The sequence below is a fragment of the Nocardia sp. CY41 genome (genome assembly GCF_009829325.1).
GTDB lineage: Bacteria > Actinomycetota > Actinomycetes > Mycobacteriales > Mycobacteriaceae > Nocardia.
In genome coordinates this window covers 57192-81972 of record NZ_VUOS01000028.1, presented here as the reverse complement: position 1 = coordinate 81972, position 24781 = coordinate 57192, and the positions used below count along the sequence as shown (strand labels likewise).

General features: G+C 69.1%; 20 protein-coding genes and 1 pseudogene. 8 read left to right on the top strand and 13 right to left on the bottom strand.

The window, feature by feature from the left end; translation table 11 throughout:
• The first annotated feature begins 63 nt into the window (after positions 1-63).
• Positions 64-927, top strand: coding sequence for an oxygenase MpaB family protein (locus GVY64_RS29155; protein WP_159848320.1), 864 nt, complete (start codon positions 64-66; stop codon positions 925-927).
• On the opposite strand, the gene pruA is transcribed toward GVY64_RS29155, so the two are convergent.
• The 4 genes from pruA to GVY64_RS29135 all read right to left on the bottom strand — a co-directional run bounded on the left by pruA (position 928) and on the right by GVY64_RS29135 (position 7035).
• Positions 928-2559 carry an L-glutamate gamma-semialdehyde dehydrogenase gene (pruA, locus tag GVY64_RS29150; protein WP_159848317.1) on the bottom strand — a complete coding sequence of 544 codons (1632 nt, stop codon included), beginning with the start codon at positions 2557-2559 and terminating at the stop codon, positions 928-930.
• A gap of 103 nt (positions 2560-2662) precedes the next feature.
• Positions 2663-3751, bottom strand: a complete 1089-nt coding sequence (gene dapC, locus GVY64_RS29145) for a succinyldiaminopimelate transaminase (protein WP_236567323.1) — start codon at positions 3749-3751, stop codon at positions 2663-2665.
• A 26-nt stretch (positions 3752-3777) separates the two neighbouring features.
• Positions 3778-4101, bottom strand: a complete 324-nt coding sequence (gene fdxA / locus GVY64_RS29140) for a ferredoxin (protein WP_014987978.1) — start codon at positions 4099-4101, stop codon at positions 3778-3780.
• A 318-nt stretch (positions 4102-4419) separates the two neighbouring features.
• On the bottom strand, positions 4420-7035 hold the full coding sequence (locus GVY64_RS29135; RefSeq protein WP_159848314.1) for a bifunctional FO biosynthesis protein CofGH: 2616 nt from the start codon (positions 7033-7035) through the stop codon (positions 4420-4422).
• A gap of 269 nt (positions 7036-7304) precedes the next feature.
• Between GVY64_RS29135 and GVY64_RS29130 the strand changes: the two genes are divergently transcribed.
• From GVY64_RS29130 to GVY64_RS38115, 3 genes and pseudogenes are all read left to right on the top strand, one after another.
• Entirely contained in the window at positions 7305-7802 is a 498-nt protein-coding gene (locus GVY64_RS29130) for a PH domain-containing protein (RefSeq protein WP_159848311.1), read from the top strand.
• Positions 7799-9412, top strand: coding sequence for a PH domain-containing protein (locus tag GVY64_RS29125; protein ID WP_159848308.1), 1614 nt, complete (start codon positions 7799-7801; stop codon positions 9410-9412). Before GVY64_RS29130 ends, GVY64_RS29125 begins: the two co-directional genes overlap by 4 nt.
• A 45-nt stretch (positions 9413-9457) precedes the next feature.
• Positions 9458-10162, top strand: a pseudogene (locus GVY64_RS38115) (amino acid permease); the annotation flags it as partial.
• A gap of 97 nt (positions 10163-10259) precedes the next feature.
• On the opposite strand, the gene GVY64_RS29115 reads toward GVY64_RS38115, so the two are convergent.
• The 6 genes from GVY64_RS29115 to typA all read right to left on the bottom strand — a co-directional run bounded on the left by GVY64_RS29115 (position 10260) and on the right by typA (position 17863).
• Complete coding sequence (locus GVY64_RS29115) at positions 10260-10697, bottom strand: hypothetical protein (protein WP_159848304.1); 438 nt, start codon at positions 10695-10697, stop codon at positions 10260-10262.
• Entirely contained in the window at positions 10694-10852 is a 159-nt protein-coding gene (locus GVY64_RS37385) for a hypothetical protein (RefSeq protein WP_195085919.1), read from the bottom strand. The genes GVY64_RS29115 and GVY64_RS37385 overlap by 4 nt, the downstream gene beginning before the upstream one ends.
• Positions 10853-10888: 36 nt before the next feature.
• The gene (locus tag GVY64_RS29110) at positions 10889-12358 is read right to left on the bottom strand and encodes an amino acid permease (RefSeq protein ID WP_159848301.1); all 1470 of its coding nucleotides are present in this window, start codon (positions 12356-12358) and stop codon (positions 10889-10891) included.
• A gap of 102 nt (positions 12359-12460) precedes the next feature.
• Positions 12461-13345, bottom strand: a complete 885-nt coding sequence (gene mshB, locus GVY64_RS29105) for an N-acetyl-1-D-myo-inositol-2-amino-2-deoxy-alpha-D-glucopyranoside deacetylase (RefSeq protein WP_159848298.1) — start codon at positions 13343-13345, stop codon at positions 12461-12463.
• Positions 13342-15120, bottom strand: a complete 1779-nt coding sequence (locus tag GVY64_RS29100; RefSeq protein WP_442939642.1) for an ABC transporter family substrate-binding protein — start codon at positions 15118-15120, stop codon at positions 13342-13344. Before GVY64_RS29100 ends, mshB begins: the two co-directional genes overlap by 4 nt.
• Before the next feature lie 844 nt (positions 15121-15964).
• Positions 15965-17863 carry a translational GTPase TypA gene (gene typA / locus GVY64_RS29095; RefSeq protein WP_159848292.1) on the bottom strand — a complete coding sequence of 633 codons (1899 nt, stop codon included), beginning with the start codon at positions 17861-17863 and terminating at the stop codon, positions 15965-15967.
• Positions 17864-18094: 231 nt separating this feature from the next.
• Between typA and GVY64_RS37380 the strand changes: the two genes are divergently transcribed.
• Positions 18095-18271: a hypothetical protein gene (locus tag GVY64_RS37380; protein WP_085997124.1), complete on the top strand. Its 177-nt coding sequence runs from the start codon at positions 18095-18097 to the stop codon at positions 18269-18271.
• A gap of 50 nt (positions 18272-18321) precedes the next feature.
• Complete coding sequence (locus GVY64_RS29090; protein ID WP_159848289.1) at positions 18322-18609, top strand: 4a-hydroxytetrahydrobiopterin dehydratase; 288 nt, start codon at positions 18322-18324, stop codon at positions 18607-18609.
• Between the two features lie 373 nt (positions 18610-18982).
• On the opposite strand, the gene GVY64_RS29085 is transcribed toward GVY64_RS29090, so the two are convergent.
• Positions 18983-20212 (bottom strand): mannosyltransferase, encoded by a 1230-nt coding sequence (locus tag GVY64_RS29085; protein WP_236567322.1) that lies wholly within the window; start codon positions 20210-20212, stop codon positions 18983-18985.
• 321 nt (positions 20213-20533) lie between these two features.
• On the opposite strand from GVY64_RS29085, the gene GVY64_RS29080 reads away from it, so the two are divergent.
• Entirely contained in the window at positions 20534-21334 is an 801-nt protein-coding gene (locus GVY64_RS29080; protein WP_159848285.1) for an Rv1157c family protein, read from the top strand.
• 129 nt (positions 21335-21463) lie between these two features.
• Entirely contained in the window at positions 21464-21823 is a 360-nt protein-coding gene (locus tag GVY64_RS29075) for a hypothetical protein (protein ID WP_159848283.1), read from the top strand.
• Positions 21824-22552: 729 nt separating this feature from the next.
• Here GVY64_RS29075 and GVY64_RS29070 read toward each other — a convergent pair.
• Together GVY64_RS29070 and GVY64_RS29065 are read right to left on the bottom strand one after the other, a co-directional pair.
• A complete protein-coding gene (locus tag GVY64_RS29070; RefSeq protein ID WP_159848281.1) occupies positions 22553-23266 on the bottom strand; it encodes a DUF1906 domain-containing protein in 714 nt (237 codons plus the stop codon).
• A gap of 180 nt (positions 23267-23446) precedes the next feature.
• Complete coding sequence (locus tag GVY64_RS29065; protein WP_159848279.1) at positions 23447-24574, bottom strand: hypothetical protein; 1128 nt, start codon at positions 24572-24574, stop codon at positions 23447-23449.
• Positions 24575-24781: the final 207 nt, after the last annotated feature.

Sequence of the window (24781 nt, the reverse complement as noted above, 5' to 3'; positions counted from 1 at the left end):
GGGCATAATCTTCTCATCGACCGATTCTCCGGGATCGGGCGGACAGGAAAGACGAGGTCGACGATGACCGCGCCGCTGCGCACCGCCGAACACGAGCCGGACCCGAGCCCGGCTCTCACCCCGGAGACCGTCACCGAGTACGTGGACGGCATCGCCGCCTTCCTCGGCGGCGCCGCCAACGTCATCATGCAGCTGAGCCTGCGCCCGGTGGGCCGCGGCGTCCTGGAGAGCACCGTCGACAGCGGCAAGGTCACGCTGCATCCGATCAAACGGCTGCGCACCACACTGACCTACATAGCCGTCGCGCTGCTGGGATCGGACGACGAACGCGACGCCTACCGCGAGGCCGTCAACGTGTCGCACCGGTCGGTGCGCTCCACGGCGACGAGCCCGGTGAAGTACAACGCTTTCGATCCGAACCTCCAACTGTGGGTCGCCGCCTGCCTGTACTGGGGCATCGATGACCTCTACACCCGCATGCACGGCCCGATGGACCCCGCCACCGCCGACGCCTTCTACGCTTACGCCGCGCGGCTGGGCACCACCCTGCAGATGCGGCCGGAGATGTGGCCTGCCGATCGCGCGGCGTTCCAGCGGTACTGGGACGAGAACCTGAAGCTGCGCGGGATCGAGCCGGAGCTGCGGGAGTACTTCAACGGGCTGATCGATCTGAAGATGATGCCGCGCCCGGTGCAGGTGGCCTTCGCCGGACTGCAGCGTTTCATCGTCACCGGGCTGCTTCCCCAGCACCTGCGAAACGAGATGGGCATGACCTGGAGCGACCGCGACCAGCGTCGCTTGGACCGGCTGCTGCGGGCCATCGGCGCGGTGCACCGGCGACTGCCGAAGCCGGCCCGGATGTTCCCGCTCAACGCCTACCACTTCGACCTGCGCAGGCGGCTGCGGCAGGGCAAGCCGCTGATTTAGTCACCCCATGTGCGGGTAGCGGTACTCGACCGGCGGCACGAAGGTCTCCTTGATCGTCCGCGGCGCGACCCAGCGCAAGAGGTTCAACGGCGAGCCCGCCTTGTCGTCGGTGCCCGAGGCGCGTGCCCCGCCGAACGGCTGCTGCCCCACCACCGCACCCGTGGGCTTGTCGTTGACATAGAAGTTGCCCGCCGCGAATCGCAGCGCGGCGTCGGCCTCTTCGATCGCGTACCGGTCTTGTGCGAACACCGCGCCGGTCAGCGCGTAGGGCGCCGCCGCCTCGACTTCGGCCAATATCGCGCTGTAGGCGCCTGGTTCGCTGTCGTCGTAGACGTACACCGACAGGATCGGCCCGAAGTACTCGGTGCAGAACGATTCGTCGTGTGGATTGTCCGCCAGGAGAACGGTCGGCCGGACGAACCAGCCCTCGGTGTCGTCGTAGGTTCCGCCGACCGGGACGGTGACGCCCGCGTCGACCGCGCGCCGGATGGCCGCCACATTCTTGTCGTATGCGCGCCGATCGATCAGCGCCCCACCGAAATTCGACAGATCAGCGACGTCGCCGTAACTCAGTTCGCCGGTGTCGTGCAGGAATTCGTCGGCCATCGCGCGCCAGACCGACCGCGCGATGTAGGCGCGCGAGGCCGCCGAGCACTTCTGGCCCTGATACTCGTAGGCTCCGCGGACCAAGGCGGTGCGCAGCGCGGCAGGGTCGGCCGAGGAGTGCGCGACGATGAAGTCCTTACCGCCGGTCTCCCCGACCAGGCGCGGATAGCCGTGGTAGCGACCGACATTCGCGCCGACCTGCTGCCAGAGATACTGGAATGTCTTGGTGGAACCGGTGAAATGGATCCCGGCCAGCCGTGGATCGGCCAACGCCACCTCCGACAGTTGCACCCCGTCACCGGTGACCAGGTTGATCACGCCGGGCGGCAGGCCCGCCGCCTCCAGCAACCGCATCGTGTGGAAAGCCGACAGCGTCTGCGTCGGCGAGGGCTTCCACACCACGGTGTTGCCCATCAGCGCGGGCGCGGTCGGCAGATTCCCGGCGATCGCGGTGAAGTTGAACGGCGTGATCGCGTAGACGAATCCTTCCAGCGGCCGATAGTCCATCCGGTTCCACACTCCGGCGCTGGACTGCGGCTGTTGTTCCAGGATTCCCCGCGCGAATGCGACATTGAAGCGCCAGAAGTCGACCAGCTCGCACGGCGCGTCGATCTCCGCCTGCTGAGCCGATTTCGACTGCCCGAGCATGGTGGCGGCCGCGACGGTTTCCCGCCACGGTCCGGCCAGCAGGTCGGCGGCGCGCAGCAGTACCGCGGCGCGCTCCTCGAACGGCAGGGCCCGCCATCCCGGGGCGGCCGTCATCGCGGCGTCGATGGCCGCGTGCGCTTCCGAATGCGTGGTATCGGTGTAGGTCCCCAGCACGTGGCGACGTCGGTGCGGTGCGACGATGTCGTGCCGTTCACCGATGCCGGGGCGATGCTTGCCGCCGATCACCAGCGGCACCTCGACGGGCTCGGCGGACAGTTCGGCGAGTTTGCCAAGCAATAGCTCCCGCTCCGGACTTCCCGGCGCGTAGGAGTGCACCGGTTCGTTGCCGGGCGTGGGGACAACCGTGACAGCGTCCATACCTCAGGCTAGCTCGCGCGCGCAGGCGCGCACGGGTGCCGACACACCCGGAATCAGGGAGGCCGCCGATCGAGCGAGCTGGCCTGCGTCGCAGCGCTGCCGGTCAGCCGGCCAGGCGTTCGGCCGCCGCCGCGATCCGCTCGTCCGTCGCGGTGAGCGCGATCCGCACGTGCTCGCTCGCGCCGGGGCCGTAGAAGTCGCCCGGAGCGGCGAGGATGCCGCGTTCGGCCAGCCAGTCCAGGGTGGTCCGGCAGGACTCGCCGCGGGTGGACCACAGATACAGGCCCGCCTCGGAGTGATCGATCCGGAAACCCGCGCCTTCCAGCGCCTTCCGCAACACGTCACGGCGCGCGCGATACCGCTCGCGCTGGCGCGCCTCGTGCGCGTCGTCGCTGAGCGCGGCGGTCATCGCGGCCTGGATCGGGAACGGCACCATCATGCCCGCGTGCTTGCGCACTTCGAGCAGCTCGGCGATCAGCGCGGGGTCGCCCGTCACGAAACCGGCGCGATAGCTGGCCAGATTGGAGGTCTTGGACAGCGAGTGCACGGCCAGCAGGTTGGTGTGGTCGCCCTCGCACACCTCCGGGTCGAGCAAGGAGACCGCGCGGCCCTCCCACGCCAGTCCCAGGTAGCACTCGTCGGACGCGACGATCGCGCCGCGCTCCCTGGCGAAGGCGACCACCTTGCGCAGATGCTCCACGCCGAGCACCCGGCCGGTCGGGTTGGACGGCGAGTTGACGTAGATCAACGCCGGGTTCTGCGGACCGAGCCTGGTCAGCCCATCGGCGCGCAACACCTGCGCGCCCGCCAGCAGCGCGCCGACCTCATAGGTGGGATAGGCGACCTCGGGGATGACGACGAGGTCGCCCGCACCGAGCCCGAGCAGCCGGGGCAGGCCCGCGATCAGCTCTTTGGTGCCGATCGCGGGCAACACGGCCGCGGTCTGGAGGCCGGTGATCCCGTAACGCCGCTTCAGCGCGTCGACCGCGGCCGCGCGGAGTTCGGGGGTGCCGTGCGTGGTCGGGTAGCCGGGCACCTCGGCGACGGAGTTCAGCGCCGTCCGGATCAGCGGGTCGACCGGGTCGACCGGAGTGCCGACGGACAGATCGACGATCCCGCCGGGGTGGGCGGCCGCTCGAACCTTCACCGAAGCGATGGTGTCCCAGGGGAAATCGGGTAGCAGGCTGCTCACCCGGCCACGCGGTGACACGTCAGATCTCACTCACTCGCCATCGGAGGCAGTTCCTTGATGAACGGCGGGTCGTAGTCGACCTTGCCGACCTTGGTGGCGCCACCGGGCGAGCCCAGCTCGTCGAAGAAATCGACGTTGGCGTTCACGTATCCGCTCCACTGGTCCGGGGTGTCGTCTTCGTAGAAGATCGCCTCCACCGGGCACACCGGCTCACATGCACCACAGTCCACGCACTCGTCGGGATGGATGTACAGCATGCGGCCGCCCTCGTAGATGCAGTCCACGGGGCATTCCTCGATGCATGCCTTGTCCTTCACGTCAACGCACGGTTCAGCGATGATGTACGGCACTGCCGCTCTCCTAGTCTGTCCTCGCCTGCGGGATGGTCCGCCCGGCGAAACCCTATCCCGGCACCCCACGTTACTACTGGTCAGCCTGCCCTAACTTCCGGCCGTGCGCACGACGGCGCGAGGGACGAAATCGACTCCGCCACCCGCCGTGCGCGGTGCGGACCTCGAAGTCCGAGGTAACGACGGAGTGCGCCGCGACCGATCGGTCATTGCGCCGGTCTCGGTCGCCTGCGGCGGACCCGAGAACCGATCGCACCGGGGTGACGCCTATCGCCTATCGGTGGCTCGCCGTCGTCGACGAGCGAGCCACCCCACGAGTCACTCCACCAGCACGGCCTGCAGTCCCGAGGCAGCGGAGAGCCTCTTGTGCTCGGGCACGCCGTAGGTCGTCGTCCGTTCCCGGGCCGGTCGCCCGATGCCCGCGGCGATCTCCACGAGTTCGGCGACGGTCTTCGCCGAACCGTGCTGCGAGCCCGCCATCCGGGAGATGGTCTCCTCCATCAACGTGCCGCCCAGATCGTTGGCCCCGCTCTCGAGCATCACCCGGGTCCCGGTGGTGCCGAGCTTGACCCAGCTGGTCTGGATGTTACGGATCCGGCCGTGCAGCATGATCCTGGCCAGCGCGTGCGCGGCGCGGTTGTCCCGGTTGGTCGGCCCGGGACGGGCGGCGCCCGCCAGGTACAGCGGCGCGCTCTGATGCACGAACGGCAGCAGCACGAATTCGGTGAAGCCGCCGGTCTCGTCCTGGATTCCGCGCAGCACGCGCAGATGCCCGACCCAGTGCTTCGGATTGTCCACGTGGCCGTACATCATGGTGGAGCTGGACCGGATGCCGATCCGGTGCGCGGTGGTGATCACGTCGATCCACGCCGAGGTGGGCAATTTGCCCTTGGTGAGCACCCAGCGCACCTCGTCGTCCAGGATCTCCGCGGCGGTGCCCGGAATGGTGTCCAGGCCCGCTTCCTTCAGCGCGACCAGCCAGTCCCGCACGCTCTGACCGCCGCGCGAGGCGCCGTTGACGATCTCCATCGGGCTGAAGGCGTGCACATGCATCGACGGCACCCGCCGTTTGACCGCCCGCACCAGATCCGCATACCCGGTGACCGGCAGGTCGGGGTCGATGCCGCCCTGCATGCACACCTCGGTGGCACCGTCGACGTGCGCCTCCCAGGCGCGGTCGGCGACCTCCTCCGTGCTCAGGGTGAACGCGTCCGCGTCCCCCTTGCGCTGGGCGAACGCGCAGAACCGGCACCCGGTATAGCAGATGTTCGTGAAGTTGATGTTCCGGTTCACCACGTAGGTGACGTCGTCGCCGACGGTGTCGCGGCGCAGCCGGTCGGCCAGCGCGGCGACCGCGTCCAGCTCCGCGCCGTCCGCCGTGGCCAGCGCGAGGTATTCGGCGTCGCTGAGCCCCGCCGGGTCGCGTTCGGCGGCGCGCAGCGCAGCGAGCACGTCGGCGTCCAGCCGCTGCGGCGCCGTGACGGCGAGGTCGCGCGCCTGTTCGCGGATGGTGTCCCAGTCGCCGAAGGCGCCGACGATGTCCTGTCCCAGCGCCGCGTCGCTGCGGGCCTCGGTGTTGCGGCCCTGGGTGTCGATGGCGGTGTTCAGGTCGACGCGTCCGGCCGACTCCCAGGACTCCTCCGGTTCCTGCCAGGGCAGCCCGGCGGGGATCGCGTCCGGCTTCGCCAGCCCGGTCACCGGGTCGGTGAGCGCCGCGACGTGCGCGCCGATTCGCGGGTCGACCCACGGGTTACCCGCCCGCACATATTTGGGGTGCGCGGAGGTCCGCTCGACCAGCTGATAGCCCGCAGCCTCGGTGATCTCCCGCAGGGTGTCCAGGTTCGGCCACGGCCGCTCCGGGTTCACGTGGTCGGGCGTCACCGGCGAGACGCCGCCCCAGTCGTCGATGCCCGCCTCGATCAGCGCGCGGCACTCGGCATGCGAGACGAGGTTCGGTGGCGCCTGCACCGGCACGTCCGGCCCGAGCAGGACGCGGGTGACGGCGATGGTGGCGAGAAATTCCTCCAGGCCCGCGTCCGGGACGTCGCGCATGGCGGTGTCGTCCTTGGCGCGGAAGTTCTGCACGATGACTTCCTGGATGTGCCCGAACGCCTTGTGCTGCTTGCGAATCGCCATGATCGACTCGGCCCGCTCGGCCATCGTCTCGCCGATGCCGACGAGGATGCCCGTGGTGTAGGGCACCGAGAGCCTGCCCGCGTCGGTGATGGCCCGCAGCCGGACGGCCGGGTCCTTGTCGGGGCTGCCGTAATGGCAGTTGCCCTTCTCGGTGAACAACCGGGTGGAGGTGGTCTCCAGCATCATGCCCATGGACTGCGCCACCGGCTTGAGCCGCGCGATCTCCTCCCAGGACATCACGCCGGGGTTGAGGTGCGGCAGCAGGCCCGTCTCCTCCAGCACCATGATCGACACGGCGCGCAGGTAGTCCAGCGTGGAGTCGTAGCCGCGCTCGTCCAGCCACTGCGCGGCCTCCGGCCAGCGATCCTCCGGCCGGTCGCCCAGCGTGAACAGCGCCTCCTTGCAGCCGAGCGCGGCGCCGCGGCGAGCGATGTCGAGCACCTCGTCGGGTTCGAGGAACATGCCCTTGCCCTCGGCGCGCAACTTGCCCGGCACCGTGACGAAGGTGCAGTAGTGGCATTTGTCCCGGCACAGCCGGGTCAGCGGAATGAAGACGTTGCGGGAATAACTGATCGTGTTCGGACGCCCGGCGGACGCCAGCCCGGCATCGCGCACCCGCGCGGCGCTGCGACAGAGGTCGGCGAGATCGTCGCCGGTCGCGTGCAACAGCACCGCGGCCTCGTCCACGTTCAACGTGACACCGTCGCGGGCCCTGCGCAACGCCCGGCGCATGGCCGATGGACTGGGCGGAGCGGATGGGACGCTCGGGTTCGGTAGGTCGGTCACGCCCTCGATCATGCGCTACACATCCGGAACTGTCTCCCTCCAGTGCTGGTTGCGGCGAAGCGGACACGCCACGACTCCGCTCGCCACGGAGCCCACGCGGGGACGTGGACACCGTTGAGCGTTGACAACTGTGCGGTGGCCGAGGCTATTCCAGGGCGACGCCGGCGCTGAGTTCTCGATGGCGGCCCGGTGAGCGCCGCCGGATCCACCGTTCCCATGCGCGCTGCTCCCCCGACGATCGACGGGGACAGCGGACGCTCGGGCGTGCAACGATTGGCAGCATGTCGCAGCCGCGCACGATCATGGCCGACCCGGCCTGGCGCCCCAGTCCGAAGGCGAAGCTCCTGTGGACCGTGCAGGCCGCCCTGGCCTGGGTGATTCCGTTCGCGGCGCTGCTGGTGTGGGCGTTGCTCGACTCCGCGCATCGAGGCTGGCAGCTCGGATTCCTCCTGGTCGCGCTCGGGCCTGCCGCCGTGAACATCGGGGTGTCGCCGTGGTGGCGCTACGCCGTGCACCGCTGGGAGGTCACCGACGAGGCGGTCTACACCCGGGTCGGCTGGCTCACCCAGGAAAGCCGGGTGGCGCCGATATCCAGGGTGCAGACCGTCGACACCGAACGCGGGCCGCTCGAGCGCCTGCTCGGCCTGGCCACGGTCACCGTCACCACCGCGTCCTCCGCGGGCGCTGTCGAGATCACCGCGCTGGACCTCCCGGTCGCCGAGGAGACCGTGACGCGGTTGACCGGCATCGCCGCCCAGCACCGCGGCGATGCGACATGACCGCCGAGCCCGCGGCGGACGCGGCGGACGCGGCGCAGGCCGAACAGCCGTGGCAGCGGCTGGACAAGCGGATGCTGCTGGTGCATCCGATCACCGAGGTGGTGAAATTCGTCCCGGTGCTGATCGGCTCGGTGATCCTCGGCACCAGCAGCGGCAACCACCTGTGGAGCGTCATCCCGATCGTGCTGATCGTCGGATTCGCGCTGACCCGCTGGTTCACCACGACCTACCGGGTCGGGCCCACCCACGTCGAACTGCGGACCGGGCTGCTGCAACGCAAGAAACTCTCGGTCCCGCGGTCGCGGATCCGCTCGGTGGACATCGAAGCGGACCTGCTGCACCGCGTGCTCGGACTCGCGGTGCTGGCGATCGGGACCGGCCAGCAGGCCGATACGGGCGAGCAGTTCAAGCTCGACGCCTTGGACGCACGGGGAGTACCGCCGTTGCGCACCGCGCTGCTCGCCCACACGGCGGGCCGGGCGGAACCGAGTGCGGATCGAGAAGATCCGCGCGAGAACGCATCCGGTGACATATCCGCCGCGCGCACTCGGCCGCGCGAGATCGGGCATTGGCGCCCGGCGTGGGTGCGCTACGCCCCGCTGTCGCTGACCGGGTTCGCCATCATCGCGCCGATCGTCGGCTTCGCGCTGCAGTACGGGCTCGGCGAGGTCGTCTTCCGGTCGGACGCGGTGCACGACGTCGAAGACGGCGGCGGGCTCGTCCTGGCGCTGGCCGGGGCCGCACTGCTGTGCGCCATCGTGTTCGTGGTCAGCGCTGCCGCGTGCGGGCACTATCTGACCACCTATTTCGGGCTTCGGGTCCGCGACGACGGCAAGACCTTGCAGCTGCGCCACGGCCTGTTCACCACCCGCCAGATCACTCTCGACCGGGCCCGGTTGCGCGGAGCTACGGTCAACGAACCGTTGCTGCTGCGCTTGGCGGGCGGCGCCGAACTGGAAGCGATCATGACCGGGGAGAAGCCTCGGCAGAAAATCCTCCCGCAGGCTCCGCGCAGCGCCGTCGAGCACACTCTCGGCCACCTGCTCGCCCCGGAGGAGATACGGGACGACCTTCCCGTCCGGCCGGCCCCGGCACCCACCGGCGCGGGCGCATCGGACCCGCACGTCGTCCCGGAGCCGGGCAGCGCCCCCCTGACCGCGCACGGACCCGCCGCGCGGCGGCGCAGATACACCCGCACGCTCACGCCGGTGGTGCTCATCGCCGCCCTGATGGCCGGTATCGAGCTTGCGGGAGAGCACTATTCGCCGTGGTGGTGGCTGGTGCCGGGCCTCATGTTGCCGGTGGCCCTTGCCCTCGCGGAGGACCGTTACCGTGGCCTCGGGCACGCAATACTGCCCCGCACGGCCAGCACCCCGACTTGGCTGATCACCCGAGCCGGGTCGCTCGACCGGGACCGCGACTGCCTGGAAGCCCCGGGCGTGATCGGCTGGACGGTGCGGCGGACCTTCTTCCAGCGGCGCGCCGGGGTCGCCACAGTCGTCGCGGCCACCGCGGCGGGCAAGAAGCGCTACACGGTGGTCGACCTGCCTGTCGACGAGGCGTGGCGGCTCATCGAAACCGTCACACCGGGGCTGCCCGGCGCGCGGTGACCCGCCTGGTGTCGCTGATCGGTTGCCGGGCGACGGCGGAGTTCAATGGACGCCGTGGTGACCAAGACCCAGCCGCCGTCGTCGGAGCCGGGGATCGCCGATCGCCGGTTCCGGCAGCTGCAGCGGGCGGACAAGTTCCGGCTGACCGCGGTGGGCGGGCTCGCCGCGCTCTCCCTGGACGCACTGTCCAGCGTGACCTACGGACCCGAGGCGATCGTGCTGGTGCTGGTCGCGGCGGGCGCGGCGGCCGTCGCCTGGACACTGCCGGTGTCTGCGCGATCGCCGCGCTGTTGCTGGTGCTGGTGCTCTCCTACCGCCAGGTGATCGCGGTGCACCCGGACGGCGGCGGCGCCTACGCGGTCGCCGAGAAGCAGCTCGGCAGGCCCGCCGCCCTGCCGGCGGCCGCCAGCCTGGTCGTGGACTATGTGCTGACCGTCGCGGTGAGCCTCGCCGCGGGCGCGGCCAGCCTGGCCAGCGCCTTTCCCGCACTGGCCGACGAACTGCTGCCGATGACGCTGGCCGGGCCGGCCGTGTTGACGGTGATCAACCTGATCGGGTGGCGGAATCGACTCGGGTCCTGATGGGGCCCGCGATCCTGTTCGTCGTGCTGATCGCGGGGGTCATCGTCGTGGGACTGCTGCGGCCGGACCCGGTCGCGGTGATCGGCGCCGACCGCGGCCCGATCGAGCCGATCGAAGCGCTCGGGATCGTTCTGCTGCTCGAGCATTTGCCGCGGGATGCTCCTCGCTTGCGCAATCCGCGCGGACCGGTGCTGACCGCCGCACTGCGCGCCCGCACCGACGCCGTGATCGCGACCCTCGCGGTCGGGCTCGCGTGACCGCCGCGTTCAGCGACGGCCGAAGACGCTCGCGTTCGCCTGAATGTAGAGGTAGGCCAGCGGCGGGAGCAGCCCGGCGAACAGCAGCAGCGCCGTTCGCCAATCACTGCCCAGCAGAACGTCACCACCCGGCCCGGCACTCGCGCACACCAGGAAGCCGAATGCCCAGGCGACCAACGGAAGGCCGAGGACGGCGGGCCGCCGGGAGATCGAGCGCGCCCCCGCGACGAGCAGCACGTTGACCACGCCCGCCACCACGGCGGACACCGGGAAGGCGACGGAGCCCAGATAGATCGGCAGGTACAACACCTCGAGCGCCAAGGTGAGCAGGGCGTTCAGAACCAGCAGCACGAGGATCGCCACTCCCACGACGCCCATCGGGCGGGTGGTGGCGCCGGCTGCCACGGGAGCGCGGTCGCCCGCGTGGTCGTCGATTTTCGTCGTCACGGCACCGGCGGATAGCCGAGGAGGGTCAACAGGTGACTCTGCATGTCGGCGAACGCGTACAGCACCGTCAGATACAAGTCGTGCTGCTCCTGCCAATGCGGCCGCATGCTGTCGACGAACGCCGCGATCGCGTTCTGGAGCTCCCAGTTGTACATACTGCCGAGTCTATTCCGGCGCTTCCGGGCGCATGATCAATTCTCCCGGTCGGCAGGCAGGGCGGCGACCACCGGGAATTCAGCGGGCGGGCCGCCGCGCTCCGCGGCGATCGCCAGCACCCGCTTACGCGCGGCAAACCAGCCGATGATCAGTGCGGGGACGATCAAGGCGATGGTCGCGACGGTCCAGGTGCCCACCGGGTAGTCGAACCCGGTCAGGACGACGACGAAGAACAGGAACACCAGCGTGAGCAGCCCGGTGTAAGGCGCGCCGAACAGACGGAACGCGGGCCGCTCAACGCGTCCCTGCCTGGACCAGCGCCACAGCTGCAGCTGGCACAACACAATGGTGGCCCAGGAGGCGACGATGCCCAGCGACGCCATGTTCAGCACGATCTCGAACGCCCGGTCCGGGACGATCCCGTTGAGCGCGATGCCGACCAGCGCGATCAAGCTGGTGAGCAGGATGCCGCCGTAGGGTACGCCGTTGCTGCCCATCACGCCGGTGAACTTCGGCGCGCTGCCGTTCATCGACATCGAACGCAGGATGCGCCCGGTCGAGTACAGCCCGGCGTTCAAGCTGGAGAACGCCGCGGTGAGCACCACGAGATTCATCACGCTACCGATACCGGGGACGCCGAGCATGGTGAAGAAGGTGACGAACGGGCTCTCGTCGGCCGTGTACCGCGTGTACGGCAGCAACAATCCGAGCAGGACCAGTGAACCGACGTAGAAGACGGCGATCCGGGCGATCACCGAATTGATCGCCCGCGGCATGATCTTCTCCGGCTGCTCCGTCTCGCCGGCCGCCGTACCGACCAATTCGACGGCGGCGTAGGCGAAGACGACACCGGAGACCACGACGACCAGCGGCATGAGGCCGGTCGGGAACAACCCGCCGTGCTCGGTGATCACGCTCGGTCCGGTCGCGTCACCTTGCACGGTGAAGCGGCCGAGCAGGAAGATCGTGCCGACGATGAGGAAGGCGCTGAGCGCGAAGACCTTCACCAGCGCGGCCCAGAATTCCATCTCGCCGAACCACTTGACCGAGATCAGATTGACGCTCAGCACGAGGACCAAGGCGATCAGGGCGAGCACCCATTGCGGGACGGCGGCGAACCCGGACCAGTAGTGGAAGTACTGCGCGATCGCGGTGGTGTCCGCGATGCCGGTCATCGACCAGTTCAAGAAGTACATCCAGCCGGCGACGAAGGCGGCCTTCTCCCCGAAGAACTCGCGCGCGTAGGAGACGAACGACCCTGAGGAGGGCCGGTGCAGCACGAGTTCACCCAGCGCGCGCAAGATGAGGAAGGCGAAGAACCCGCACACCCCGTAGACCAGGAACAATCCGGGTCCGGCACTGGCCAGCCGCCCGCCCGCGCCGAGGAACAGGCCGGTGCCGATGGCCCCGCCGATCGCGATCATCTGCAGCTGCCGCGGCTTCAGACTCTTGTGGTACCCGTGGTCCTCGATGGTGAGGTGATCGGTGTCGCCGCGCGCCGTCATGAAACGCCGGATCCTCCCTTTCGATGTCGCGAGATCCCGCCGAACGGTACCCGCCGCGCCGATACCGCTCGATGGCAACCCTCGGGCAAAGCGGACTCCGCGTCACTCCAGTCCGGCGAACAGATCGTGTTCCCGCCCATCCGGGCCGAGCGGGCCGAGCCGTCCGCGCACCAGGATGAAGTGCTCTTCGGGCAGCACCGGCTGAGCGACATTGTTCGACAGCGCGAACTCGCGGCCGGACGGCGCGACGGTGACCTGGGTGGCGTGCGCGCGCAGCGCGGCGCGCTTGGCCGTCAGCACCTCGGAGACGTCGATCGTGGTGGTCACCGCATCGCTGGGCACGCTCGCGAGCTCGCCCTCGGCGGGCAGCCGCCAGCCGGGCGGCAGCGCGCCGGGCAGGCCCGCGGCCGTGCGCCGGGCCAGCGCGGCGGTGTGCAGCCGCAGCATGTCGGCGTCGGTGACGGTCCAGTAGAACTTCGGTGTGTCCCACCCCCGGCCCGCCGCGTCCTGCACCGCGGCCGTGGTGACCTCGTGGGCCCGGATGTGGTCGGGGTGGCCGTAGCCGCCGTTCGGGTCGTAGCCGACCACGACGCGTGGCCGCAGTTCGAGCAGCACGGCCGTGAGCGCCCGCACCGCCTCGTTCCCGGAGCGCACGAAGACCCGCGGTTGGTCCGCGGCGGGCGTGCCCGCCATGCCGGAGTCGCGCCAGCGTCCCGCGCCACCGAGGAAACGGGGCGGGCCCGCGTCCAGCGCCTCCAGCGCGCGGGCCAGCTCGCGAACGCGGTAGCCGCCGAGCTGGTCCGCGTGCTGCGCGGTGAGCAGCGCCCACTCCTCGCCGATCACCTCCCCCTCTTCGCCGAGGGTGCAAGTGACCACGGTGACGGGCACGCCGCGCCTGCGGTAGTGCGCGATCGTGCCTCCGGTGGTGATGGACTCGTCGTCCGGGTGGGCGTGGACCAGCAGCAACCCGCCCGTCGCCGCCGTCACGGGATCCTGCGCCACATGGACGCGTCACCGAAGATGCCGACCTGGATCGCGCCGCTGAGCGAGGCGCCGTCCAGCCGGGGACCGGCCGCGGCGACGGCGTTGTCCTGCACGATCGGCAGCACCGTCGCCATGGCCCAGAGTTTGGGCTCCGCTTCGGCGAGCACCCGTCCCACGTCACCGCCGCGCAAGGCTTCCTCGATCGCCGGTTGCAGAGCCGGATCGCACACTCCGGACAGGTTGCTCGGAGCCCGTTGCGCCGCTTCCGCGATGGCCTGCGCCGGGCCGGTGACCCCGGGCAGCGCGGGCGGTGGGCAGCCGTAGCGGGACGCCAGCACGGTCGCGGGATCGGACCCGGCCACCTCCCAGCCGACGATCGCGTCCACCGTGCCCTCGAGCAGTTCCTTGCCGTACAACTCGTCGGCGGCGACACTGCGCACCGTCGCGTCGATGCCGGCGCTGCGCAGCTGGTCGGCGGCGGTATTGGCCACGGCCAAGGCGGTGGCGTCCCGGTCGACCGCGCCGATGCGCACGACCAGCGGCTTGCCGTCCTTGCCCACAGTGCGCGGCTGCGGGGCGGGCGAGGTCGGGGAGGTCGCGTGCGGCGGTTCCGGCGCGCGGCCGTACCCCACGGCGGCGAGTAGCGCGAACGCCTCCTCCGCCGACGGCCGCGGCGGAGCGGTCGGGGCGTAACCGGGGTCGGACGGCGCGAGCACCTGCGCGCGAGCAGGCTCCACCCAATTGCCGGTCTGCGCGCCCACGGTGGCCAGCAGCGCCGGATCGAGCAGGGCCAGCACACCCGAGCGGACCCTGGGATCGCTCAAGTCGCCTTTGCGCCCGTTCAGCACCATCTGCAGCACCCGCGACTGCGGCATGATCGCCGTCCGCACGGAGGGAATCGCCCCCAGTTGCGCCTGGGTCGCCACACCGCCGTGGACCAGCGCCGTCTGGACGTCGCCGGTGCGCAACGAGCCCGCCAGTTGCGCGGGCGTGCCGCCGCGGCGCAACAGGATCTGGCCCGGCATCGCCGGTGTGCCCCAGAAGCGGTCGTTGCGTTCCAGCAGCATCTCGTCCCGGCCGGGGTCCGCCGAACGGATCCCGAACGGGCCCCCGGACACCCGGACGCCGTTGACCTGGCCGTTCATGCCCCGGGCGAACCCGCCGGGCGCGTCCTTCAGCAGGTGCGACGGGAGCAGATCGGTGAACAATTCGCGCCAGCCAGGGTAGGGCTGCGACATGACGACGGTGACCGTCTTGCCACCCGCCGACGAGTTCACGTCCGAAATCATCCGGTATCCGGCCGGATCGACGACCCCAGGTTCGGAGATCATCTCCTGCCACAGGTAACGGAAGTCCTCGGCCGCGATCGGCGCCCCGTCCGACCAGGACGCTTCGTTGCGCAGCTTGTAGGTGATCGTGAACGGCTCCTGCGCGGTCACCTCGGCGGAGACCAGCAACGACGAATCCGGCACCCAGGCCGTCGCCCCGGGCCGCGCCGGATCGAGCACCGGCCGGAACGGGCTCGGCAACACCAGTGACGCGATCGCGGACGTGGCGGCGGACTGGTCCGAGCGCAGATGCGGATTGAAAGCGGTACCGATGGTGTCCAGGGCGACCACCACGGTCGTCTCCGCGGGCTTGACCGGTGTCGTCTTCGGGCTGTCGGTGCTCTCGATGAGCGGCGGCGGATTCGCCGCACAGCTACTGATCAAGGTCAGCACTGCCACGGCCGGCAACAACGTGCGCCACGCTGCGCGTTTTCCTGCGCCCACTTTCACGCTCGGGAACTCTACCGTACGGTCGAGTCCGTTCCCAGATTCCTGCGGACGAGCGGAAAAACGACACGATCGCACGGATATCGACGCCGGCAGAAACACGAAGCTCGCCACATCGCCCGGCGCACCCCACGTGCATACCTGCCGAACATCCGCGATATTCGTCGTACACATCCGGAGGGGACGTACCTGCGCGACCATTCCATGCACGTTTCGGGCATTCACGCAACCGAGCGGAATGCATTCGCCCGTCGAAGTGAATCAACGCGACGACACGCCGAACAGAAATCGAATTCTTTGCTTCGCGGATCCAACCGCAGGTACCACGCCCCGCCACAAAGCCTCTGACAGCTGTACGGCAAGCGTCCAGCCGCCGGGGCGGCTCATCCCGACCAACCGCATGCGCGGGCATCGAAGCGATACGCGATAAAGCGGGCGGAATTTCGGGCGATGTCCACCGCATACGCGTGACTTCTATAGAGCGGTATCGTTACCGATCAACCCAGCTCCCCGGATGGAAGCACCCTTCGAGGCGATTCTGCGCGGGCGGATCACTTCGAGTCCGATTCGTACTGCCTCCGCCCGATAATTCCAGGACGGAAAATTGCCGGAAGCTGATTTTCTGCGGTGAGATGATCCGGTGCCGGACTATGCCGATATCACATCACGAAGCAGTTTCGGATATCGTCTCGCCGAGCGCAAATTTCTCCGTATCGAAATACCGACCGCACTCGGTACACACCCGATAACCTTCGCACGGCGAGAGCGTGGACGCCTTCGGGCTTCCCGCCCGACCGGCGAACGGGATTCGACAGCAGCGCCATCGAATCCCGTTCGTCGCGAACGATTACAGCGCCGCGCGGTCCCGCGCCTTGCGGCGGGACAGTTCCCGCGCCCGCTCGTTCTGCCCGAGGATCACTTTGCGGACCCGGACCACTTCCGGGGTGACCTCGACGCACTCGTCGGCGGCGCAGAACTCCATGGCGCCTTCCAGATCCAGCTGCAGCGGCTTGGCCAGGGTCTCGATCACGTCGGCGGTCGAGCTGCGCATGTTGGTCAGCTTCTTCTCGCGCGTGACGTTGATGTCGAGATCCTCCGCGCGCGGGTTGACGCCGACCACGTGACCCTCGTAGGTGTCCGCGCCGGGCTCCACGAAGAACTGGCCACGGTCGGCCAGCTGGATCATGGCGAACGGCGTCACCGTGCCCGACCGGTCGGAGACCAGCGAGCCGGTGTGCCTGGCCCGGATCTCGCCCGCCCACGGCGCGTAACCGTGCGAGACGGCGTTGGCGATGCCGGTGCCGCGGGTCTCGGTGAGGAAGTCGGTGCGGAAGCCGATCAGGCCACGCGAGGGAACGATGAACTCCATCCGCACCCAGCCCGCGGCATGGTTGCTCATCTGCACCATCTTGCCCTTGCGCGCGGCCAGCAGCTGCGTGATCGCGCCGAGGTACTCGTCGGGGCAGTCGATGGTCAGCTCTTCGTACGGCTCGTGCACCTTGCCGTCGACCTGCTTGGTGACCACCTGCGGCTTGCCGACGGTCAGCTCGAAGCCTTCCCGGCGCATGGTCTCGACCAGGATGGCCAGCGCCAGTTCACCGCGGCCCTGCACCTCCCAGGCGTCCGGGCGGCCGATGTCGAGCACGCGCAGCGACACGTTGCCGACCAGCTCCTGGTCCAGGCGCGCCTTCACCATGCGGGCGGTCAGCTTGTGGCCCTGCACCCGCCCGACCAGCGGTGAGGTGTTGGTGCCGATGGTGACCGAGATGGCAGGCTCGTCGACGGTGATGCGCGGCAGCGCGACCGGATCGTCGATGTCGGCCAGCGTGTCGCCGATCATGATGTCCGGGATGCCCGCGATGGCGACGATATCGCCCGCCACGGCCACTTCACCGGGCTGGCGCTCCACGCCGATCGTCTGCAGTAGCTCGGTGATCTTCACCTGCTTGACGCCGTCGGCGTGCATCCAGGCGACGTTCTGCCCCTTGCGCAGTTCCCCGTTGTGGATGCGGACCAGCGCGAGGCGACCGAGGAACGCCGAGGCGTCCAGGTTGGTGACGTGCGCCTGCAGCGGCGCGGTCGGATCACCCTTCGGCGCGGGAATGTGCTCCAGCAGCACGTCGAACAGCGCGTCGAGGTTCTCCGCGTCCGGGGCGTTGCCGTTCTCCGGACGTTCCTTGGACGCCTTGCCCTCGCGCCCCGAGGCGTACAGCACCGGCAGATCCAGCGCGAGTTCGGCGGCTTCGGCCGCGGCGTCGTCCAGATCGGAGGCCAGATCGAGCAGCAGATCATGGCTCTCCTCGACGACCTCTTCGATGCGGGCGTCGGGGCGGTCGGTCTTGTTCACCACCAGAATCACCGGCAGCGAAGCGGCCAACGCCTTGCGCAGCACGAACCGGGTCTGCGGCAGCGGCCCCTCGGACGCGTCCACCAGCAGCACCACACCGTCCACCATGGACAGGCCGCGCTCGACCTCGCCGCCGAAGTCGGCGTGGCCGGGGGTGTCGATGACATTGATGACGGTGACCGAGCCGTCCGGGTGGTGGCGGTGCACCGCCGTGTTCTTGGCGAGAATGGTGATGCCCTTCTCGCGTTCCAGGTCGCCGGAGTCCATCACGCGGTCGACGGGCTCGGCCCGCTCGGCGAAAGCGCCCGACTGGCGCAGCATGGCGTCGACCAGGGTCGTCTTGCCGTGGTCGACGTGGGCCACGATGGCGACGTTGCGAAAATCGCGTGCAGACGACACGCCTGAATCCTCCTGCTGTTCGGTGTGGGAGCCGACGGTGCTCGGCGTCCAGCCTGGACGGGACCCTACGTGGTTTACGCAGGCTGCCGCCTCCGGGTCCTGACGCTCCCGCCGGGCTCCTTGCAGACAGGTGGAGAATCGAAACTCACCGGGCATCGCGGCCAGCTACACCCTACCGGCAGTCCGTTCGCGCAACGTTTCAGGCTTTGTACTTAGGGTACGCTAACCGCCGTGGGCAAGGTCAAAGCGAAGAAGGTTTCCAGCCTGAAACCCAAGAAGAAGTGCTGTCGGAAGAAGACGCGCTGCTTGAAGTGCCCCGTGGTCATCATGCGGATGAAGAAGTGCGAAGCGGCCGGCATCACCGGCAAGGATCTGAAGAAGGCACTCAAACAGGCACGCGCCGCCTGACCCCGCCGCCACCTTTCCGGGGCGGCCCGTGGCGAGTAGTAAGGAGTGTTATGGCCCAGCAGACACTGCTCTCCGATACCGAGATCACCGAGGCCCTCACCGAACTGCCGGACTGGGCACGGTCAGGGAACGCCTTGGTCCGCACCGTCGAGGCGCCCACCTTCCCGGCGGGCATCGAACTCGTGCGCCGGGTCGCCGAAGTCGCGGAAGAAGCCGATCACCATCCGGACATCGACATCCGCTGGCGCAAAGTCACCTTCAGCTTGTCCACCCACTCCGCGGGCGGGCTCACGGCGCTCGACGTCGCGTTGGCGCACCAGATAGATCAGCTGTGTTGAATTTTCAGCGCCTGCGGCGCTGAGTGTTCGCGGCCCCTTATGGCTCCCCCCGGTGGCTCACGTTTGCGCGACCGCCGCTTGCTCCTTCGTCGCCTACGCGACGGCCACGCAAACGCGAGCCGGGCCGCGAACGGCGCATGCACGGTCTCGCTTCGCTCGAAAGACGTGGTTCGGTGAGCTGGGCGCGTCGATGACGAAGCCGCTACCAAGGTCTGCGGGTGGTGGTAGTGGGGCGCTGTCGGTCAGGACCGACCGCCGGCTCCTTCATCCTCTACGCGGCGGGCACGCCAACTGCTTGGTCTCGCTTCGCTCGAAACCGGTCGCCGAGCCTGGGCGTTGCGGTCGGATCCGACCCGCTTCGGCGGCCGCGCGACTACGTCGTGCGGGCGCGGCCCTCTGCGCTCTCACGCGTCGCTTCGGCGGGGTTCGCGCTCGCGAACCGGGGGCCGAGGCGGATCACCCAGAGGTAGAACGCCACGACGCCGAGCACGTCGACGGCGCCCAGCCAGGACAGCACGCCGGGGCGCGAGATGGTCCAGATCGAATCCTGGAAGAACGACAGCACCCACGGCACGCCGACGAGCATGGTCACCAGCCAGTACCCGGCCACGACGCGCGCACCGGGCGCCCGGCGCAGCGGCCCGTAGACCACCCACAGCACCGCGGGCAGCAGCCACACCCAGTGATGCGACCACGAGATGGGCGAGACCATCAGCCCGAACAGCTGTACCACGATGAGCGTGCCGAGCCGGTCGTCCGGGCCGAGCGCGCGCCAAGCCAGGAACGCCAGCACCGCGACAACGAGCACGGCCGCGATCCACCACGGCCCGGATTCCACGTCGTAGCCGAGAATCCGGCTCAACGTGCCGCGCAGCGACTGATTCCACACCGATCCCACCGGGCCGATCCGGTCGGCGTCACCGAGCAGGGTGCCGAAGTACCGGCGCGCTTCGACCGGCGCGATCAGGAAACTCACCCCCACCGTCGCGCCGAAGACCACCGCCGACCACGCCACGGTCGCCCAGCGCCTGCGCGCGACGAAATAGAGGCCGGTGATCGCGGGCGTGAGCTTGATGCCCGCGACGATCCCGACCAGGCCGCCGGAGATCCACCACCGCGAGCTGCGCACCGCGAGCATCCCGCCGAGCACCAGGAAGACGTTGACCTGGCCGTAATCCATCGTGGTTCGCACCGGTTCGAGCCATAGGCCCAGCGCGGTCCAGCCGACGGTCGCGGCCCGCCACTGCGGCGTCCGCAGCCGCTCCGCCCCGAAGATCAGCTCCAGGCTGATGTGCACCACCGCGTACAACGCCGCGGCGATGGCCAGCAGCCAAGCCACCGCGACCACGGTGAACGGCAGATAGTGCAGCGGGAAGAACACCAACGCCGCGAACGGCGGGTAGGTGAACGGCAACGGGAAGTCGGGCGTCTTCTCCGCGTAGGTGAAGTCGTAGAGCTGATCGGTCAGCAGCGCGGCCGACCCACCGACGTAGACGTGCAGATCGACCAGGTTCATCCCGTTCGGGGACAGCAGCATCCAGAGCAGCCGGGCCAGCACGGACAGGCCCAGCGCCGACAAAGCCCATCGGAGGTGACGATTCAAATCACTGGCTTTCGGCTCGAGTGCGGTGCGTCGGCGGGGCACGCCCGGACTTCGATGTTCAGGCGACAGCGCGGACGGCAACGATTAGATTAACCGCAGCGCGAATGCGGTCGGTCGCACCCTCGAACCACCGGTAACATTTGCATCAATTTTCACACCAGTAACATCGGGGCGCGGTATGTTCGGCTCACACTGATCGTCCACGGCGCCTTCCGGACGCCGCGGCTGTACACATAGCCGCAATGTCCCTAGAGTGACCCCCGAAACGATGGCTTTTAGCAATCGAACCCTGATGTACCCGAGGTAAGGACGGCCAGACCAGTGCTTCGCACCCGAGGATCGCGGATTGCATTGTCCGCACTCGCCATCGCGGCGAGTGCCACGCTTGCCGCGCCGACGACAGCAATCGCGGCCCCCGCGCCCGCCCCCGCGGCGCTTACGAACAGCGTTCCCATGGTTCCCGAAGGCGTACCGGTGGACGCGCTGGCCGCACTCGCCCCGGCCATCGTCGGCGCCGTCGCCGGCCCGGCGGATATCGCGAGCCCCGCAGGCGTCGCAGGCCCGCAATCGGCCATCCTGGATCAGGCGCGCAGGCTGCTGGCCACCCTGAACCTCCCGCCGCAGATCAAGTCGACGCTGGAACGGATCATCACCTTCCTCGACGGCAGCGGCGGCGGTGGTCCCGAGGTGCCGCAGGACGGTCCGGCGATCGCGCAGTTCCTCTACCCGACCATCGGCAAGGGCTGCATCGGCCCGAGCGCCGACTCGGTCGGCACCGCTCTCGCCGTGCCCGGCCCGGCCACGCTCCCGCCGCCCGGCCCGCAGGCGGGCCAGACCGGGTTCGTCTTCACCGCGCTCGGCACCAAGTCGCCGACTCCGGTGCAGAACCCGCCGATGACGGTGCAGTGGCTGAATCTGGACACCCGTCAGTCCGGCGTCCTGCCGCTGACCGACGAGGCCAAGATCAACCCGGACGGCCCAGCCACGCTGTCCGCGATCGCCGACACGGGCTTCGGCCGCGTGGTCGCCGTCGTGTCCGGCTCGCTGACCACCCAGTCCGCGGACGGGGAGGCTCGGACCTGCTCGTTCCTGCCGACGCTCGGGTTCTTCACCGTAGGCTGAGTTCTCGGTCGAGGGCGGCGACTCCATCGGGGTCGCCGCCCTCGGTCGTTCCGTGGGTCGGCACCGAAACCTCGGACGGATCCGCCGCGACGCCCCACGAGCCGTCCGGTCTGTGGTAGACCGCTAACTATGGCGACCATCGATCATTCGATACGCACGGCTCGTTCGATCCGCAGCAGGCGCTCGCACCGCTCGATCCTGTCCATCCGCTCGGAGGGGTCGATCCTGTCCATCGGGTCGGCCTACTCGATCCTGTCCATCGGCAGCGTGGGCTCGGTGCTGTCGATCGGGTCCGTGGGATCGTTCGGATCGGCGATCTCGTCGTTCTCGTTCGCCAGCCTCGGTTCCGCGTTCTCCGGCCTGTCCCGGTGGTCGATGTTCTCCTGGCTCGGCGACCACGAAGCCCCGGACAGCCGCCCCTCCCTGCGGGTCGTCCCGGACGACGAGCCCGACCTGCGCGTCACACCGATCAGCCACTGCCAGACGTGATTTTTTCCAGCGCCTGCGGCGCTGGGTGTGCTGTGTTGGTCTTTCCAGCGCCTGCGGCGCTGGGTGTTCGCGGCCCCTTTGTGGCTCGCGAACGGGCAATGCTCGATCTCGCTTCGCTCGAAAGACGCGGTTGCGGTGCGCCGGGCGCGTCGATAGCGAAGCTCACTGATCAAGCGCGTGCGCTAAATCGGCTCTGCCAGTTCAAGCGACCGCCGCTTGCTCCTTCATCACGTCCGCGACGGCCGCGCACACGCGAACCGGGCCCCGAACCCCGCAAGCTCGATCTCGCTTCGCTCGAGACGCGGTTGCGGTGCGCCGAGTACGTCGGAGGGTCGAAGCGATCTGAGCGCAGCTACCCCGTACAGCTGCCATCACCGAGTTCGATGCTTCCGCGCTTGATTCGGTCGCAGGCTTCGCGAGGTCCGCGAGGTTGGGGACGGCTCTGTTCCGCAAGGCACGCCCGGGGCTCACGATCATGTGCGTCGCCGGATGACCCTTGGAACACGCCGCCCGCGACCGGACGGTGGCGCGCAGTCGGGGTGCGTCGCGCCGGTGATCGCGTCGCCGACCAGCGCGTCGATGCCATTGTGGCGGCGTGCGGTCGATGGCATGATCGCCCGGGCCACCTCCACTGACACGGTGGCCCATTCGGGCGCCAGCCGGACTGCGGCCGCTCGGGCGTACAGGTAGTCGAGCGAGTCTGCGGGGAAGCGGATAGGGCGAGCCCCTTCACCACTGCCCGTATTCGGGTGTCAGCACGTTGTTCACATCGATCCCCACCCCGTCGATGGAGCGCTTGTCGATCTCGAATTGGTGCAGGTTGGCGGCCGGGTGCACGAAGCCCTTGGGCGTTCCCCAGTTGTGCTGCCAGTACCAGGAACACAGGCCCGCGGTGCGGGCCAGTTCGATGGTCGGGGTGTTCGCGTAGATGCCGGTGTTCTCCTTGCCGAGCACGGCCTGCCAGCCCAGCAGGTACGGCGCGATCATGGTGGCGAAGTCGACCGGGGAGGGATTGTCATCGATGGACGCGTAGATGGGGACGTTGTCTGGGCCACCGGCGGCGCGATGCAACGCGAGTCCGCGCTCGGCGTGCCGCTTGCCCGCCTCCAGCCCGCCGCGCCAGTCCGCGGTCGGCCCTTTCCCGAACTGGTAGCAGGAGACGATCTGCAGACCCGCCGCTTTGAGGTCGTCGACTTCCGGGGAGCGCAGTGGTTTTCCCGCCATCCACTCGGCGCCGGGCCTGCGATCGGACACGTAACGGATCACGCCGATATGTCCGGCATCGCGGATCGCCGCGGCTGAAGGGACGCCGCCGGCGTAATCGACCAGAGTCCCGAGCGCGGGCCGCGCTGAGGCGGGAGCTGGAGCGGCGGTCACGCCGACGACGGCCGCCGCGGCTGCGTAGGCGAACAGATCACGCCGGGATACCGAAATGGAACGCATCGTCGACTCCTTCGCGCAACCCCGACATGGATGGCAGCGTGCCCGGCGCACCTTCCCCATACCTTGTCGCGCGCCGGGAGCCTCGAACGTGAACTCATTTCACCACATTCACATTGGAACCGCTAGACCCAGGAGAAACATGTTTCACATTCGCCACACCGCACGCAGGGGTGACGGACGTCAGGCGATGCCGTCGATGCGCGCGGCGACGTCGATGGTGCGCATCGCCGGGTCGGCGAGTTCTTTGCGGATCACCGCCGCTACCTGGGCGATGACCTGCTTCTTTATCCCCGCGAGCGCACCGAGGGCGGCCGCGCGCGCACCGTGGGCGGTGAACTCCATCCGAATGTCGGCCGGGTCGGGCGGCGGCACGTCGATCACCACGCGCAAAGGGTCGGCGGCGCGGGCGGTGAGCACCAACGGCACCTCCACGTCGGCGCGATAGCGATTGGCTTTCAGTACGTCCACGGTGATGTCCAGGGTCACCGGCAGCGTCAGGTCGAAGGCGACCGGATTCGCCGACCGGTCCGTCAACCGTGGCATCCGGACCGCTCCGCGAACGGTGACGACGGCGCCGGCGCGCGGGCCCGTCCGCAGCGGACCGACTTCGATCGGCCTGCCCGCCAATCGTTCCACCACGTCGTGCACCCGGTCACGCGTCACGATGCGAGAGAAGAACCGGTGCCCGAACTCGTCGTAGCCGATCCAGTCGAACGCGCGCTTGTCCCGATACGCCGACCGTTTGCCCGCGACCATCGCTTCCACGTCGAACACCAGCCCCCGGCGGGTCTGCGGGTCGGCCAGCATGGCATTCACCCGCGAGGCGACCTCCCGCTGCACCACGCCGGCGATCGGGTCGAGCAGCCATTCCCATGCCGACTCGACCGCTTGGGCGCGCAGGACGAAGCTGATGTCCCGCTGGGTGATCGGCGGGATATCGATGATGATGAGCACGGGTTCGGCGGTGCGGGCGTGCAGGGTCAGATCGATCTCGACCCTGGCCTCCAGACGCAGTTTCCGGCCGCCGAGCAGCACCTTCAGCGTGAGCGAGACCGGGACGGTCACCTCGAAGGTCACCCGTGGACCGCTGTGCAGCACGCGCGGGGCGCCGACTTTGCCCTCGGCCACGAAACCGGCGAGTCCGGCCGGGCCGATCGAGACCGGGCCGATGGTCACACCACGGCCCGTCATGCCGGCGACGGCGGATTCGACGCGGGCGGCGTTCACCGCGTGCGTGACGAAACGCTCGCCGAACTCGGCGTAGTCGATCCACGCGGGCGCGCTACTCGATTCGTCGGTCGGATGCATCAGGAGTTCCGGAACCCTCACCTCTCGATGGACACCCGACACGGTACGCGACCGATCTTGCGCCGCCCCGGAACGCGGTGGTCAGCCTGAGATCCCCGTCCTGCCGATGAGGGGGAAGCAGGGCGGGGATCGGCGGCGGCGCTGCCGGGCGCCGCCGACTCCATCGTAGGGCCATCCGGCACGCCGATTCACCCGCATATCGAACAG

Excerpts from the sequence above, each read along its gene's own strand:
- GVY64_RS29155 (WP_159848320.1), top strand. The coding sequence starts at position 64 with ATGACCGCGCCGCTGCGCACCGCCGAACACGAGCCGGACCCGAGCCCG.
- pruA (WP_159848317.1), bottom strand. The coding sequence starts at position 2,559 with ATGGACGCTGTCACGGTTGTCCCCACGCCCGGCAACGAACCGGTGCAC.
- GVY64_RS29135 (WP_159848314.1), bottom strand. The coding sequence starts at position 7,035 with ATGATCGAGGGCGTGACCGACCTACCGAACCCGAGCGTCCCATCCGCT.
- GVY64_RS29130 (WP_159848311.1), top strand. The coding sequence starts at position 7,305 with ATGTCGCAGCCGCGCACGATCATGGCCGACCCGGCCTGGCGCCCCAGT.
- GVY64_RS29125 (WP_159848308.1), top strand. The coding sequence starts at position 7,799 with ATGACCGCCGAGCCCGCGGCGGACGCGGCGGACGCGGCGCAGGCCGAA.
- GVY64_RS37385 (WP_195085919.1), bottom strand. The coding sequence starts at position 10,852 with ATGTACAACTGGGAGCTCCAGAACGCGATCGCGGCGTTCGTCGACAGC.
- GVY64_RS29110 (WP_159848301.1), bottom strand. The coding sequence starts at position 12,358 with ATGACGGCGCGCGGCGACACCGATCACCTCACCATCGAGGACCACGGG.
- GVY64_RS29090 (WP_159848289.1), top strand. The coding sequence starts at position 18,322 with ATGGCCCAGCAGACACTGCTCTCCGATACCGAGATCACCGAGGCCCTC.
- GVY64_RS29075 (WP_159848283.1), top strand. The coding sequence starts at position 21,464 with ATGGCGACCATCGATCATTCGATACGCACGGCTCGTTCGATCCGCAGC.
- GVY64_RS29070 (WP_159848281.1), bottom strand. The coding sequence starts at position 23,266 with ATGCGTTCCATTTCGGTATCCCGGCGTGATCTGTTCGCCTACGCAGCC.
- GVY64_RS29065 (WP_159848279.1), bottom strand. The coding sequence starts at position 24,574 with ATGCATCCGACCGACGAATCGAGTAGCGCGCCCGCGTGGATCGACTAC.